We start from the raw sequence: 14,361 nt of genomic DNA, 5'->3' as shown, positions 1-14,361 counted from the left end.
CCCGATGAGGGAGTGTCAGTTGATGGATTTGGTACTGACCCACTGCAATCGGGGGCAAGCCCCCTCCCACATTTTTAGCGAGTACATCAGACACAAAACCGGCAGGCCGAAGTAATGGGTATGCACTCACCCCCCACTCATGTTCATAAACCGCACCACCTGCACCTCGCCCGTCCCGGTAAAATCATGCCGCAACGGCTTGCCCCTCAACCCCCGACGCAACGCCTCGACCAACGGCCCATCGTCCAGCGGATAGCGGCGCAACAACCCTCGAAAGTCCACCGCCTGTTCCTGCCCCAGACACAACAACAACTGCCCCTCAACCGTCATGCGCACCCGATTGCAACTGCCGCAAAAATTATGCGAATTAGGCGAAATAAACCCGATGCGCGTGCCTGGATGCCGTGCCAAGCGCACATACCGCGCCGGCCCGCCGCTGTTCTCGGTGCTGTCGATCAACCCATGTTCGCGAGCAATCAGCGCCCGCACTTCATCACTGGAGCAAGACGTCTCCCCGCGTGAGCGACCCACATCCCCCAGGGGCATTTCCTCGATGAAACTGATGTCGATGCCCTGCTCGATGGCATACCGCACCAACGCCGGCACCTCATCAAAATTGCGTCCCTTCATCACCACGCAGTTGAGCTTGACCCGCTCGAACCCCGCCTCCCGCGCCGCCTCGATCCCGTCCAGCACCTGGCGTACATCACCGTTGCGGGTGATCGCGCGAAACCTCTGCGCATCCAGACTATCCAGGCTGATATTCATGCGCTTGACCCCCGCCTCCACCAACGGCCGGGCCAATCGCGCCAACTGCGAGCCATTGCTGGTCATCACCAGTTCACGCAGCCCCGGCAACGCGGCGATGTTGCGGCACAAGCCGACAATGCCGGGGCGGATCAGCGGTTCGCCGCCGGTAAGACGGATCTTGCGCACGCCCTGGCCGACGAACAACGCAGCCAGGCGCTGCAGCTCTTCCAGCGTCAACACCTGCTGACGCGGCAGGAACGTCATGGTTTTCGCCATGCAGTACACACAGCGAAAATCACAGCGGTCGGTCACCGACAGGCGCAGGTAGTCGATGGAGCGACCCACACCATCCACCAGGCTCATGTCACTGCACCAGCGGCGAGTCGGCGCCCTGCAGCGCGATGCCGCGAATGTCCGCCGCGCCGATCAGGGTTTGCAGGTACTGCACCAAGGCCTTCTGCCACACGCCCTGTTGCAGTTGCGTGCGAATGGCCACCGCCACTGCTTCATAGGGCAACGGCTGGCCTTCGATGCGCTGGTCGACGCTGATCACATGCCAGCCATAACGACTCTCCAACGGTTTGCCGGCCAGGCCCGGCGCCAGGGTGAACAGCTGACGCTCCAGCTCCGGCACGGTCTGGCCTTTGCTCACCTGGCCCAGCGAACCGCCCTGGGCCTTGGACGGGCACGCCGAATACTTGAGGGCCAGTTCGGCAAACTGGCCTGGCTGCTCTTCCAGGCTCAGCAGCAAGACTTCTGCCTGGCTGTGCGCCAGATCGCGCGCCTCGATGTCGTCCGGCGCGCATTCGAGCAGGATGTGCCGTACCGCCAACAACGGCGCACTGTGGAAACGCCCCCGGTTGTTGTCGAAGTAACGCAGGCAGGTGGCCTCGTCGCACTCGGGCACCTTGACCTCGCGCTCCAGCAGCAAACGCGTGGCCGCTTCCTCTTCGTTTTCACCGGGGGCGATGTCCACCGCCAGGCCCAGCTCGGCAATCCGCTGCTGCAACAGCTCGCGGATCACCAGCGCGCGGGCGGCCAGGTACACCGCCGCCTCGCGGCTTTCGGCCGGGTGATATTGCAACTCCAGGGCCATCGCCTCAGCCGTGACCGGCACGCCGTTGACGCTGATGATCGGCCACTCCTGTTCACTGCTGGCAATCAATTCAGGCTCAAGCGGCACCGCGACTTCAACCACCGCCTCTTTGGCCGACGAGCCGCAACCGCCGCTGCCGCCATTGCCACCACCACATCCGCATCCACTGGTCATGTTGTTCTCCTCACTTCTGCCGCACGATTTGATAACGACGCCCCAGGTACCAGATCGGCGCGCTGACCATGTGCACCAGGCGGGTAAACGGGAACAGCACGAACAGGGTCAAACCCAGCGCCACATGAGCCTTGTAGATCAGCGACACCGGCGTGATCGCCTCGGCCGCCTGCACCGGCCGCAACAGCACCACGTTCTGTGCCCAGTCGGCGAGCATCACCATCACCGAGCCGTCCATATGGCCGGTGGAGGCCACGATGGTCAGCAAGCCCAGCAGCAATTGCGCGAGCAATACCAGCAGAATCAGGATGTCCGACGGGCTCGATGTCGCCCGCACACGCGGATCACCCAGGCGGCGCTTGACCAGCATCAATAGGCCCACCAGGCACAGCAGGCCGAAGAAGCCGCCGGAGACCATTGCCAGCAACTGTTTGTTTTCAGTGCTGATCACATGGTGATAGACCGACGCCGGGGTGAGCAGGCCGACAAAATGCCCGGCCAGTACGAACAGCACGCCGATGTGGAAGAAGTTGCTCGCCACGCGCATGCCACGGTTGTTGAGCATCTGGCTGGAGCCGGCCTTCCAGGTGTACTGCGACAGGTCGAACCGCGCCCAACTGCCCAACAAACAAATGGCCAGGGCCACATACGGATACACCCCGAATACCAGCAAATTCCACTTAGACATTACCCACCTCCCCGGCTGGCGCTGCGGCCCGGCCTTCTTGCTGAAAATCCACCCAGTGCAACGGCACCGCGCTTTCTTCGCGGGCCTTGCCGGGTGCGCTTGGCATCGAGCTGCAGCGGTCCTGTTGCTCAGCCTGCATAAAGTCCACCGCTTCCTCTTCCCAGATCTTGTCCAGGGCTTCGAGGGAGTCGTCACGCGGCTCGGCGGCGACCTGGGCACGCAGTTCGGCCACGGCCTGGTGCGGCTCGGCGCCAGCGATCTGCAACAGCGCACGGAAGCAACTGGCATAGCCGCTCTCACGCTCGTCCAGCCGCGCGGCAAGCAACGCCAACAGATGCGCCACATCCGCCAGGCCCTCACGGGCCTCGATGTCTTCGCGAGTGGAGAGGAACTCCAGGTACAGCGGGATGTAGTCCGGCAGCTCCTTGACGCCGATGGCAAAGCCGGCCTCTTGGTACTGGGCCATCATGTCAACCATGGCCTGGCCCCGGTCGCGGGACTCGCCGTGCACGTGTTCGAACAACAACAGCGACAGTGAACGCCCCCGGCCAAACAACGCGCCGTAGTGTTCCTGGCCGTCCATCAAGTCGTTGGTGCAGATCAGCTCCAGCAGTTCGAACAACGCGCCGCGCTGCTTGGGGCTGATTTCCCGCGATTCGAGAATCGCCTGTTCCAATTCGTCGCGGCCGTTCACCAGGGTCTCGGTGGGATAATCCAGCAGCAGCGAAATCACTTTAAGAATGCGCATGGCTCAGTCCTCCCAGATCTGTACGGTTTTGAGCACGTCGCGGCGGTTGGCCTTCTTGGCGCCGAACATGTTGGTGTCGGAGCTGCCGCTGCAGCCGCTGCCGAAGCTGAACCCGCAGCCGGAGCGCTCGGCGAACGCATCGCTCATGGCGTCTTCACGGTGGGCGCTGGGTACCACGAAGCGGTCTTCGTAGTTGGCGATGGCCAGGTAGCGGTACATCTCTTCCACCTGTTCCACGCTCAAGCCGACGTCTTCGAGCACTTGCATGTCTTGCACGCCATCGACTTGCTGGGAGCGCTTGTAGGCACGCATCGCCAACAGGCGCTTGAGGGCACGCTTGACCGGTTTTTCATCGCCGGCGGTGAGCATGTTCGCCAGGTAGCGCAGCGGAATACGCAGGCTGTCGACATCCGGAATTACCCCGTTCATGCCCACGGTGCCGGCAGCCGCGGCGTTCTGGATCGGCGAGAGTGGCGGCACGTACCAGACCATCGGCAAGGTGCGGTATTCCGGGTGCAACGGCAGCGCGAGTTTCCAATCCACGGCCATCTTGTAGACGGGCGAGCGTTGGGCCGAGTCGATCACCGACTGCGGCACGCCATCGGCCAGGGCCTGGCGGATCACCGCCGGGTCGTTCGGGTCGAGGAAGATTTCCAGCTGCTTCTCGTACAGGTCCTGCTCGTTGGCGGTGCTGGCCACTTCGCTGATGCGGTCGGCGTCATACAGCAGCACACCGAGATAACGAATGCGGCCGACGCAGGTTTCAGCACACACGGTAGGCATGCCGGCTTCGATGCGCGGGTAGCAGAAGATGCACTTCTCCGACTTGCCGCTCTTCCAGTTGAAGTAGATTTTCTTGTACGGGCAGCCGCTGATGCACATGCGCCAGCCGCGGCATTTCTCCTGGTCGATCAGCACGATGCCGTCTTCTTCGCGCTTGTAGATCGCGCCACTGGGGCACGACGCCGCGCACGCCGGGTTCAGGCAGTGCTCGCACAGGCGTGGCAGGTACATCATGAAGGTGTTTTCGTACTCACCGTAAATGTCGGCCTGGATCTGGTCGAAGTTCTTGTCCTTGCGCCGTTTGGCAAACTCGGTGCCGAGGATTTCTTCCCAGTTGGGCCCACTCAATCTTTTGCATGCGCTTGCCCGACACCAGCGAACGCGGGCGTGCGGTCGGCTGGTGTTCGCCCAACGGCGCGGTATGCAGGTGCTGGTAGTCGAAATCGAACGGCTCGTAGTAGTCGTCCAGGCTCGGCAGGTCGGGGTTGGCGAAGATGTTCGCCAACACGCGGAACTTGCCGCCGATACGCGGGTTGATCGAGCCGTTGGCGTTGCGCACCCAGCCGCCCTTCCACTTGTCCTGGTTTTCCCACTCTTTGGGGTAACCGATACCGGGCTTGGATTCGACGTTGTTGAACCAGGCGTATTCCATGCCTTCGCGGCTGGTCCACACGTTTTTGCAGGTAATCGAGCAGGTGTGGCAGCCGATGCATTTGTCCAGGTTCAGCACCATGCCGATCTGTGAGCGAATCTTCATCTCAGTTCTCCTCGATATCGGTCGGCAATGGGCGCGGCAGGTCATCGCCGCTGGAGCCATCGAGCCAGTCGACCTTGGCCATCTTGCGCACCACGACGAATTCATCGCGGTTGCAACCGACCGTGCCGTAATAGTTGAAGCCGTAGGCCTGCTGGGCGTAGCCACCGATCATGTGGGTGGGCTTGAGCACCACGCGGGTCACCGAGTTGTGGTGGCCGCCACGGGTCTTGGTGGTTTCCGAACCCGGCACGTTCACGATGCGTTCCTGGGCGTGGTACATCATCACCATGCCTTCCTTGACGCGCTGGCTGACCACCGCGCGGGCGGTGAGCGCGCCGTTGACGTTGAAGCATTCGATCCAGTCGTTGTCCTCGATGCCGGCGCGCTTGGCGTCGATTTCCGAGAGCCACACAATCGGCCCGCCACGGCTCAGGGTGAGCATCAACAGGTTGTCGCTGTAGGTGCTGTGGATGCCCCACTTCTGGTGCGGGGTGATCCAGTTCAGCACGATCTCGGTCTCGCCATTGCTGCGCTTGCCCTTCACGCCTTCGATGGTGCGGGTGTTGACCGGTGGTCGATAGCTCATCAACTGCTCGCCGAACGCCTGCATCCACGGGTGGTCCTGGTAGAACTGTTGGCGGCCGGTGATGGTGCGCCATGGGATGTTTTCATGGACATTGGTGTAGCCGGCGTTGTAGCTCACGTGTTCATCTTCAAGCCCCGACCAGGTGGGGCTGGAGATGATCTTGCGCGGCTGCGCCTGGATATCGCGGAAACGAATCGCTTCGTGGGCCTTGGAGATCGCCAGGTGGCTGTGGTCAATGCCGGTGAATTCCGACAGCGCGGCCCAGGCTTTCAAGGCGACCTTGCCGTTGGTTTCCGGGGCCAGGGACAGGATCACTTCGGCGGCGTCGATGGCGCTGTCGATTTTCGGCCGGCCGTGGCTGATGCCCGCAGCGTTTTCCTGATGGTTGAGCTCGCCGAGGAACTCGACTTCTTCATCGGTGTTCCAGTTGATGCCCTTGCCGCCGTTGCCGAGTTTTTCCAGCATCGGGCCCAGCGAGGTGAATTTCTTGTAGATGTTCGGGTAGTCGCGCTCCACCACGGCCATGTTCGGCGCGTTCTTGCCCGGTACCGGCGCCACACCGGCGCTTTTCCAATCGGTGCCGCCGAACGGCTGGGCCAGTTCGCCGACGCTGTCGTGCATCAGCGGTACGGTGACCAGGTCCTGCTCCACGCCCAGGTGGCCGACCGACATGGCCGAGAACGCCTTGGCGATGCCCTTGTAGATTTCCCAGTCCGAACGTGACTCCCACGCCGGGTCGATGGCCGCCGACAACGGGTGGATGAACGGGTGCATGTCCGAAGTGTTCATGTCGTCTTTTTCGTACCAGGTGGCGGTCGGCAAAACGATGTCGGAATACACACAGGTGGAGGACATGCGGAAGTCCAGGGTGGTCACCAGGTCGAGCTTGCCGATGGCGCCGTCGTCGACCCACTCGGCTTCGGTGGGCTTGCTTTCGCCGCCAAAGCCGATGTCTTCGTTCATCACCCCGTTCTTGGTGCCCAACAGGTACTTGAGCATGTACTCATGGCCCTTGCCCGAGGAGCCGAGCAGGTTGGAGCGCCAGATAAACATGTTGCGCGGGAAGTTCACCGGGCTGTCCGGCTGTTCGCAGGCAAAGCGCAGGCTGCCGTCCTGCCAGGATTTGACCACGTAGTCTTTGGGCGTCATGCCGGCGGCGGCCGCGTCACGGCAGATGTGCAGCGGGTTGGTGTTGAGTTGCGGCGCGCTGGGCAACCAGCCGGCGCGTTCGGCGCGGATGTTGTAGTCCAGGGCGTGGGTGGGGAACTGCGACTTGTCGGCCAGGGGCGAGAGCACGTCGTGCATGTTCATCTTCTCGTGGCGCCACTGGGAGCTGTGGCCGTAGAAGAAGCTGGTGCCGTTCATCTGGCGCGGCGGGCGGTTCCAGTCCAGGCCGAAGGCCAGGGGCAGCCAGCCGCATTGCGGGCGCAGTTTTTCCTGGCCGACGTAGTGGGCCCAGCCGCCGCCGGTCTGGCCGACGCAACCGCAGAGCATGAGCATGTTGATCAGCCCGCGGTAGTTCATGTCCATGTGGTACCAGTGGTTCATCGCCGCGCCGACGATGATCATCGAACGGCCACGGGTTTTGTCGGCGTTGTCGGCGAACTCGCGGGCGATCTGGATGGCTTTCTCGCGGCTGACACCGGTGATCGCTTCCTGCCACGCCGGGGTGCCCGGCACGCTGGCGTCATCGTAGTCCTTGGCCACGTTGTGGCGCCCAGGCCACGGTCGATGGCCAGGTTGGCGGCGGACAAGTCGAACACCGTGGCGACCTTGGCCACCGTGCCGTCGGCCAGGGTCACGCTGTGCACCGGCACGCGACGGAACTGCACGGCATCGCCGGCCACGTGCTGGAAGTGCTCGTGGGCTTCGCCGGCAAAATACGGGAAGGCCACTTCGGCGACGTCGTCACCGATCAGGCTGAGTTTGAGGTCGATGGCGCGGCCTTCACCGCCCTCCTTGGCGAGGATGTTCCACTTGCCCTTCTCGCCCCAGCGGTAACCGATGGAGCCTTGTGGCGAGACCAACTCGCCGCTCTCATCGAGGGCGATGGTTTTCCATTCCGGGTTGTTGTCCTGGCCGAGGTTGCCGGTGAGGTCCGAGGCACGCAGGAAGCGGTCGGGCTGGAAACCGGCGCCCGGCGCAAAACCGGTCATCGGCTTGAGCATCACCAGCACCGGCAGGTCGGTAAAGCGCTTGGCGTAGTCGGTGAAATACGCGCTCGGTTTATCCAGGTGAAACTCTTTGAAGATCACATGATTGAAGGCCTGGGCCAACGCGGCGTCGGTGCCCTGCTTGGGGTTGAGCCACAGGTCGGTAAGCTTGGCCACTTCCGAATAGTCGGGGGTGATGGCCACGGTCTTGGTGCCCTTGTAGCGCACCTCGGTGAAGAAGTGTGCGTCGGGGGTGCGGGTCTGCGGGACGTTGGAACCCCAGGCGATGATGTAGTTGGAGTTGTACCAGTCGGCCGATTCCGGCACATCGGTCTGCTCGCCCCACACCATCGGCGAGGCCGGTGGCAGGTCGCAGTACCAGTCGTAGAAGCTCAGGCACACGCCGCCGATCAGCGACAAATAACGAGAGCCCGCCGCATAGCTGACCATCGACATGGCCGGAATCGGCGAGAAGCCAACGATGCGGTCCGGGCCGTACTGCTTGATGGTGTAGACGTTGGAGGCGGCGATGATCTCGTTGACCTCCTCCCAGTTCGAGCGGATGAAACCGCCCATGCCGCGCTTGCTCTTGTACGAGTCGGCCTTGACCTTGTCCTCGACGATGCTCGCCCACGCCTCGACCGGCGGCAGGGTCAGGCGCGCTTCACGCCATAACTTGAGCAGCGGCTTGCGGATCTTCGGGTACTTGAGCCGGTTGGCGCTGTAGATGTACCAGCTGTAGCTCGCGCCACGCGGGCAGCCGCGCGGTTCATGGTTGGGCAGGTCGTTGCGGGTGCGCGGGTAGTCGGTCTGCTGGGTTTCCCAGGTGATCAGGCCGTTCTTCACGTAGATCTTCCACGAGCACGAGCCGGTGCAGTTCACGCCGTGGGTGGAGCGCACGATCTTGTCGTATTGCCAGCGCGAGCGGTAGACGTTTTCCCAGTCGCGGGACTCTTTGCGGGTCTCGCCGTGACCGTCGGAGAATTCGTTTTGCTTGCGGTTGAAGAACCGCAGTTGATCCAACAAGTGACTCATGGTGCTTTCCTCATCAGGCGTGCGGGGTGCGTTGCCCCGCGAATTCGTGGTCGATCAGCAGGGTGTGGCGCAGCCTTTGCGGGCGTACCACCACCAGGTCACGACGATGCAGCTCAGGTAGAAACCGACAAACATGTAGAAGGCCATGGCCGGGCTGCCGGTGGCGGCCATGGACGTGCCGAAGGACTTGGGAATGAAGAACGCGCCGAACGCGCCCATGGCCGAGCTGAAGCCGAGCACGGCGGCCGATTCTTTGCCGGCGTCTTTGAGGGCTTGTTCGCGCACCGCCGCAGGCTTGCCGGCGCTGGCTTTTTCATGCTGGGTACGGAAGATCACCGGGATCATGCGGAAGGTGGAACCGTTGCCCACGCCGGTGGTGATGAACAGCAGCATGAACATGCCGAGGAAGCCGTAGAAGCTGCCGCCCTGCCCGTTCTGCGGCAGAAAATGCAGCACACCGAACACCATCACGATCATCAGCACGAAGTTCCACAGGGTCACCCGCGCACCGCCCAACTTGTCCGCCAGCCAGCCGCCCAACGGGCGTACCAGCGCACCGACCAGCGGGCCGAGGAAGGCGAACTTGAGTGCCACCACCTCGGGAAACGAGGTCTTGATCAGCAGCGGAAAGGCCGCCGAGAAGCCGATGAACGAACCGAAGGTCGCCAGGTACAACCAGCACATCAGCCAGTTGTGCTTGCGCTTGAAGATCACGCCTGCTCGCTGAATGACGCGCGGGCGCTGGACAGGTCGTTCATGCCGAACCACGCCGCCACGGTGACGGCGAGGATGAACGGCACCCAGATAAACCCGGCGTTCTGCAACCAGAGTTGACTGCCATCCGGCAAGGTCTGCGGTTGCCCACCCATCAGACCGAACACGCCGAACGTGATCACCAGCGGCACGCAGAACTGCATCACCGACACGCCCAGGTTACCCAGGCCGGCATTCAGCCCCAAGGCTGTGCCTTGCTGCGACTTGGGGTAGAAGAAGCTGATATTGGACATGCTCGAGGCGAAGTTGCCGCCGCCGAAACCGCAGAGCAAGGCGATCAGCACGAACACGCTGTACGGGGTGTTGGGGTCTTGCACCGCGAAGCCCATCCACAGCGACGGCAGCAGCAGGGACACGGTGCTCAGCGCCGTCCAGCGGCGCCCGCCGAAGATCGGCACCATGAACGAGTAGAACACCCGCAAGGTGGCGCCGGACAACCCCGGCAGCGCCGCCAGCCAGAACAGTTGGTCGGTGGTGAAGGTAAAGCCGATAGCATTGAGGCGCACGATCACCGTGCTCCACACCATCCATACGGCGAAGGCCAGCAGCAGCGCGGGAATCGAGATCCACAGGTTGCGGGTCGCGGTCTTCTTGCCGCTGGCGCCCCAGAACGCCGGGTCTTCAGGGCGCCAGTCGTGGATCACCGGGCCCGAGCCGGGCTTTTGTGCGATGGACATGATTATTCTCCTTGAAGAGAGGGCTTGCCGAGCAACGGCTGTTTGCGAACTTCGCTGAGGTACATCCAGGTCAGGGACACCCAGACCACGCCGTACATCAACATGAAGCAGGAAGAGCGCACGCCGGTGAGGTCCACCAGGGCGCCGAACAGGATCGGCAGCACAAAGCCGCCCAGGCCACCGGCCAGGCCGACGATGCCGGACACCGCGCCCATGTTTTGGGGGTAGTCATTGGCGATGTACTTGAACACCGAGGCCTTGCCGAACGCGAAGGCGATGCCCATCACGAACAGCAGCACGGTGAACAGCGTGGCGTTGAGGCCGATGTGAAAGTCGAGGGGACCGTTGACGGTCTGCACCTGCAATTGCGTCTGCGGGTAGCTGAGCAGGAACAGGCAGATCCAGCTCACCCACAGCACCCACCAGGTCACGCTCTGGGCGCCCCAGCGGTCGGACATCCAGCCGCCCACCGCGCGCAGTACGCCGCCAGGCAGGGAGAAACACGCGGCCAGCAGCGCGGCGCTTTGCAGGCTGAAGCCGTATTCCTGCACGTAGTACTTGGTCATCCACAGCGCCAGGGCCACATAGCCGCCGAACACAATCGAGTAGTACTGGCAGTAGCGCCACACGGCCGGGTCCTTGAGGCACAGCAACTGTTGGCGCAGGGTGGCGCCGCCGGCGCTGCGGTGGGTTTTGTCTTCGCTGGTAAGGAACCAGAACAACAACGCGGTGATAAACAGGATCGCGCCAAACACCTTGGGCACCAGGTGCCAGGTGCCCAGGGCGATCAGCGCCGGGGCGAGAAACTTGGTCACCGCCGCCCCGGCATTGCCGGCGCCGAACACGCCCATGGCAAAGCCTTGGTTCTCTTTGTCGAACCACTTGGCGACATAGGCGATGCCCACCGAAAACGAGCCGCCGGCCAGGCCGACAAACAGCCCCAGCACCAGGAACTGCCAATAGGCGGTGGCGTAGGTGATCAGGTACAGCGGCAGCACGCAGGCAAGCATCAACAGGAAGAACACGATGCGCCCGCCGAAGCGGTCGGTGAGCAGGCCCAGGGGCAGGCGCACCAGTGAGCCGGTCAGCACCGGGGTGGCGGCCAGCAGGCCGAACTGGGTTTCGTTGAGTTGCAACAGCTCTTTGATGGGTACGCCCAACACGGCGAACATCATCCACACCATAAAGCAGACGGTGAAAGCCAGGGTGCTCATGCCCAGCACCAGGCCCTGTCTCATACGGGGTTGAGTCACGGTATGCGCTCCAGAAAGTGATTCCATGAGCGCAGGTTAGGGGCGGCACCCCCGTGGAACTTGACCCAGATCAACGTCGACCCCGGGGGTATGGGGCTATGCTGGCCCCGTCTACCTCCAAGGAGGTAGCCGCAACAACAAGAGAAAGCCTTTATTTATCAATGGATTGGTCTCTTGTGCCGGCTTTTATCCGTGGGAGGGTGCGCCGGCAATTCTTTAGAGGTAGGACGCCAGGGAAGGCTGTGTTCAGCCCCTTTTCCCGTGCCCGGTGCAACCATGCTGCTGCCCTGCCCCCTTCGATTACGCCGCCATGCTTGACTGGCTGCGCAGTTCCCTGCCCGCCCGCGCCGGCCTCGCGGTTATCCTGATCGCCGTTCTCGCCCTGGCCAGTTCCTTGAGTGCAGGCTTGATCGCCTGGTTCAGCCAGGGTGATGCCGCCGCGATCAACACCGCCGGTTCCGTGCGCATGGAGACTTACCACCTCAGCTGGAAGCTTGCCGCCGGCGCACCGCCTGACGAAATCGGCGCCATCACCCAAAGCCTGCAAGGCCGCCTGGACAGCCAATCCCTCAAGGCGGTGCTCGAAGACGGCCCGCGCGGCGTGCTGTTGCAGAGCTACCAACAAATCCAGCAACGCTGGCACGACGAGTTGCGCCCGGCCCTGGCACGCGGTGACAGCCTGTTGTTCCAAGCCAACGCACCGGCTTTCGTCGAACAGCTCAACCGCTTCGTCAGCCTGTTGCAGCAACACAGCGAACAGAAACAAAGCTGGCAGCAAGGCATCCAGGGCCTGGCGCTGTTCAGCACCCTGATCATCCTGCTGCTGGGCCTGTATGAATTGCAGTACGGGGTGGTCAGCCCCCTGGAAGAACTGGTGCACGCCACCCGGCGCTTTCGTGACGGCGACTTCCAGACCCGCGTCAACCACCGCTCCGAGGACGAACTGGGGCAACTGGCCCTGAGCTTCAACGCCATGGCCGAGACCATCGAGGCGTCCCACCGCACCCTGGAAAGCCAGGTGAAACTCAAGACCCTCAACCTGCAACAAGCCAACGCCGCCCTCGAATTGCTCTACCAGAGCAGCCGCAGCCTGGCCACGCGCCTGGCCAACGCCGAAGGCCTCGATGAACTGATCCGGCGCTTCCAGACACGCCTGCCGGGGCTGCGCCTGTCGCTGTGCCTGCAAGGTCACTTCCTCGCGCCGGCCCAGCAGATGCTTGCCCTGCACGGCGGCGACAGCCGCAACGTGTGCGCCATCGGCGATTGCGCCAGCTGCCAGAAACACAAAGCCGCGCCACCCCAGGTGTTCAGCATCAGTAACCAGGGCTCGGAACTGGGCGAACTCAAGGCCCACTTCATCGACGGTCATGCGCCTCAGGCCTGGGAACAACAACTGATCCAGGCCCTGGCCAACCTGATCGGCACCTCGCTGTCGCTCAAACGCCAACGCGAGCAGGACCACCGCCTGCTGCTGCTCGACGAACGCACCATCATTGCTCGCGAACTGCACGACTCCCTGGCCCAGGCGCTGTCCTACATGAAGCTGCAAGTGAGCCGTATGCAAACCCTGATCCGCCGTGGCGAACCGGTGGAAACCCTGGCCACCGTCACCGGCGAACTGCGCGATGGCCTGAACAACGCCTATCGCCAACTGCGCGAATTGCTCACCACCTTCCGCCTGCAGATCAACGACGCCGGGCTGGTGCGCGAACTGTCGGACACTGCCGAAGAATTCTCCCGACGCGGCGAGTTCCAGGTGCACCTGCATGTGGATGCCCTGGCCTTCCAATTATCGGCCAGCGAACAGATCCACCTGCTGCAGATCACCCGCGAGGCGCTGTCCAACTGCCTGCGCCATGCGCATGCGCAGAACGCCTGGCTGCAACTGCGCCAGGTCGGCGAAACCGTGAGCCTGAGCATCGAAGACGACGGCCGCGGCTTCAGCGGCGACATCGACCGCCGCGAACACCACGGCCTGACCATCATGGACGAACGCGCCCGCAGCCTGCGCGGCGACCTCGACATCAGCCCCCGCGAGCCCCAGGGCACCCGCGTGCACCTGCGTTTCCAGCCGGAATTTTTCGGCCACTCCCTACAAGGCACCGCCTCATGAACACCGCCACGCGCCACCGTATCCTGCTGGTCGACGATCACCCGATGATGCGCCGCGGCATGCGCCAGATCCTCGAACTGGAAGACGACCTGCTGGTAGTCGGTGAAGCCGGTAACGGCCAGGAAGCCCTCGACCAGATCGAGCTCCTGCAACCGGACCTGATCCTGCTGGACAACAACATGCCGCACATGAACGGCCTGGAAACCCTGCGCCGCCTGCGCGCCATGCACTACAGCGGCAAGGTGTTGCTGTTTACCGTGTCCGACGCCGAGGACGACATCCGCGACGCGTTGCGCCTGGATGCCAATGGCTACCTGCTCAAAGACATGGAGCCGGAGTTGGTGGTGGAATTCATCCGTGATGCGCTGCGGGGCGCGCTGGTGATCAGCCCTGGGCTGACCCGTGTGCTGGCGCAGGCTTTGCGGTCACCGCAGCCTCATGCGGCGGTGGAATTGACTGAACGCGAGCGTCAGGTGCTGAAGACGATTGCCGGGGGGTATAGCAACAAGGTGATCGGGCATAAGCTGGGGATTACGGAGGGCACGGTGAAGGTGCATGTGAAGAATCTGCTGCATAAGCTGGGGTTGCGATCGCGGGTGGAGGCGGCGGTTTGGGCGATGGAGCATTTGCGGCAGGTGGGGTGACGGGGGGTTGAGTACATATCCAGCCCGAGCAGACTGAGACCTACCTGATGTACAGAGATCAAAATGTGGGAGGGGGCTTGCTCCCGATGGCAGTGGGTCAGCAACAGATGCATCCACTGACACTCCCTCA

At 62.9% G+C, this 14,361-nt stretch carries 9 protein-coding genes and 2 pseudogenes; 2 read left to right on the top strand and 9 right to left on the bottom strand.

Features of this window, described 5'->3' with window-relative positions:
• Positions 1 to 126 precede the first annotated feature (126 nt).
• The 9 genes and pseudogenes from moaA to JWR98_RS17695 all read right to left on the bottom strand — a co-directional run bounded on the left by moaA (position 127) and on the right by JWR98_RS17695 (position 11,474).
• A complete protein-coding gene (gene moaA / locus JWR98_RS17730) occupies positions 127 to 1,113 on the bottom strand; it encodes a GTP 3',8-cyclase MoaA (protein ID WP_205490701.1) in 987 nt (328 codons plus the stop codon).
• A 1-nt stretch (position 1,114) separates the two neighbouring features.
• The gene (locus JWR98_RS17725; protein ID WP_205490700.1) at positions 1,115 to 2,020 is read right to left on the bottom strand and encodes a peptidylprolyl isomerase; all 906 of its coding nucleotides are present in this window, start codon (positions 2,018 to 2,020) and stop codon (positions 1,115 to 1,117) included.
• A gap of 10 nt (positions 2,021 to 2,030) precedes the next feature.
• A complete protein-coding gene (gene narI, locus JWR98_RS17720) occupies positions 2,031 to 2,708 on the bottom strand; it encodes a respiratory nitrate reductase subunit gamma (protein WP_205490698.1) in 678 nt (225 codons plus the stop codon).
• Complete coding sequence (narJ, locus tag JWR98_RS17715) at positions 2,701 to 3,456, bottom strand: nitrate reductase molybdenum cofactor assembly chaperone (RefSeq protein WP_078733534.1); 756 nt, start codon at positions 3,454 to 3,456, stop codon at positions 2,701 to 2,703. Before narJ ends, narI begins: the two co-directional genes overlap by 8 nt.
• 3 nt (positions 3,457 to 3,459) lie before the next feature.
• A complete protein-coding gene (gene narH, locus JWR98_RS17710) occupies positions 3,460 to 4,587 on the bottom strand; it encodes a nitrate reductase subunit beta (RefSeq protein ID WP_225908767.1) in 1,128 nt (375 codons plus the stop codon).
• Entirely contained in the window at positions 4,490 to 4,996 is a 507-nt protein-coding gene (locus JWR98_RS29510) for a nitrate reductase subunit beta (protein ID WP_225908766.1), read from the bottom strand. Before JWR98_RS29510 ends, narH begins: the two co-directional genes overlap by 98 nt.
• A 1-nt stretch (position 4,997) precedes the next feature.
• Positions 4,998 to 8,770, bottom strand: a pseudogene (locus tag JWR98_RS17705) (nitrate reductase subunit alpha).
• A 54-nt stretch (positions 8,771 to 8,824) separates the two neighbouring features.
• A pseudogene (locus tag JWR98_RS17700) lies at positions 8,825 to 10,221 on the bottom strand (NarK family nitrate/nitrite MFS transporter).
• A gap of 2 nt (positions 10,222 to 10,223) precedes the next feature.
• A complete protein-coding gene (locus JWR98_RS17695) occupies positions 10,224 to 11,474 on the bottom strand; it encodes an MFS transporter (RefSeq protein WP_078733538.1) in 1,251 nt (416 codons plus the stop codon).
• Between the two features lie 310 nt (positions 11,475 to 11,784).
• Here JWR98_RS17695 and JWR98_RS17690 point away from each other — a divergent pair, with 310 nt between their 5' ends.
• Together JWR98_RS17690 and narL are read left to right on the top strand one after the other, a co-directional pair.
• Entirely contained in the window at positions 11,785 to 13,587 is a 1,803-nt protein-coding gene (locus JWR98_RS17690; RefSeq protein ID WP_205490697.1) for a HAMP domain-containing protein, read from the top strand.
• Positions 13,584 to 14,231, top strand: a complete 648-nt coding sequence (gene narL / locus JWR98_RS17685; protein ID WP_205490695.1) for a two-component system response regulator NarL — start codon at positions 13,584 to 13,586, stop codon at positions 14,229 to 14,231. Before JWR98_RS17690 ends, narL begins: the two co-directional genes overlap by 4 nt.
• The last annotated feature ends 130 nt before the right edge of the window (positions 14,232 to 14,361 follow it).

The sequence above is a fragment of the Pseudomonas lactucae genome, from assembly GCF_016937615.1.
GTDB lineage: Bacteria > Pseudomonadota > Gammaproteobacteria > Pseudomonadales > Pseudomonadaceae > Aquipseudomonas > Aquipseudomonas lactucae.
Note: the sequence above shows the minus strand (reverse complement) of the source record. Positions and strands in the feature narration are given on the sequence as shown.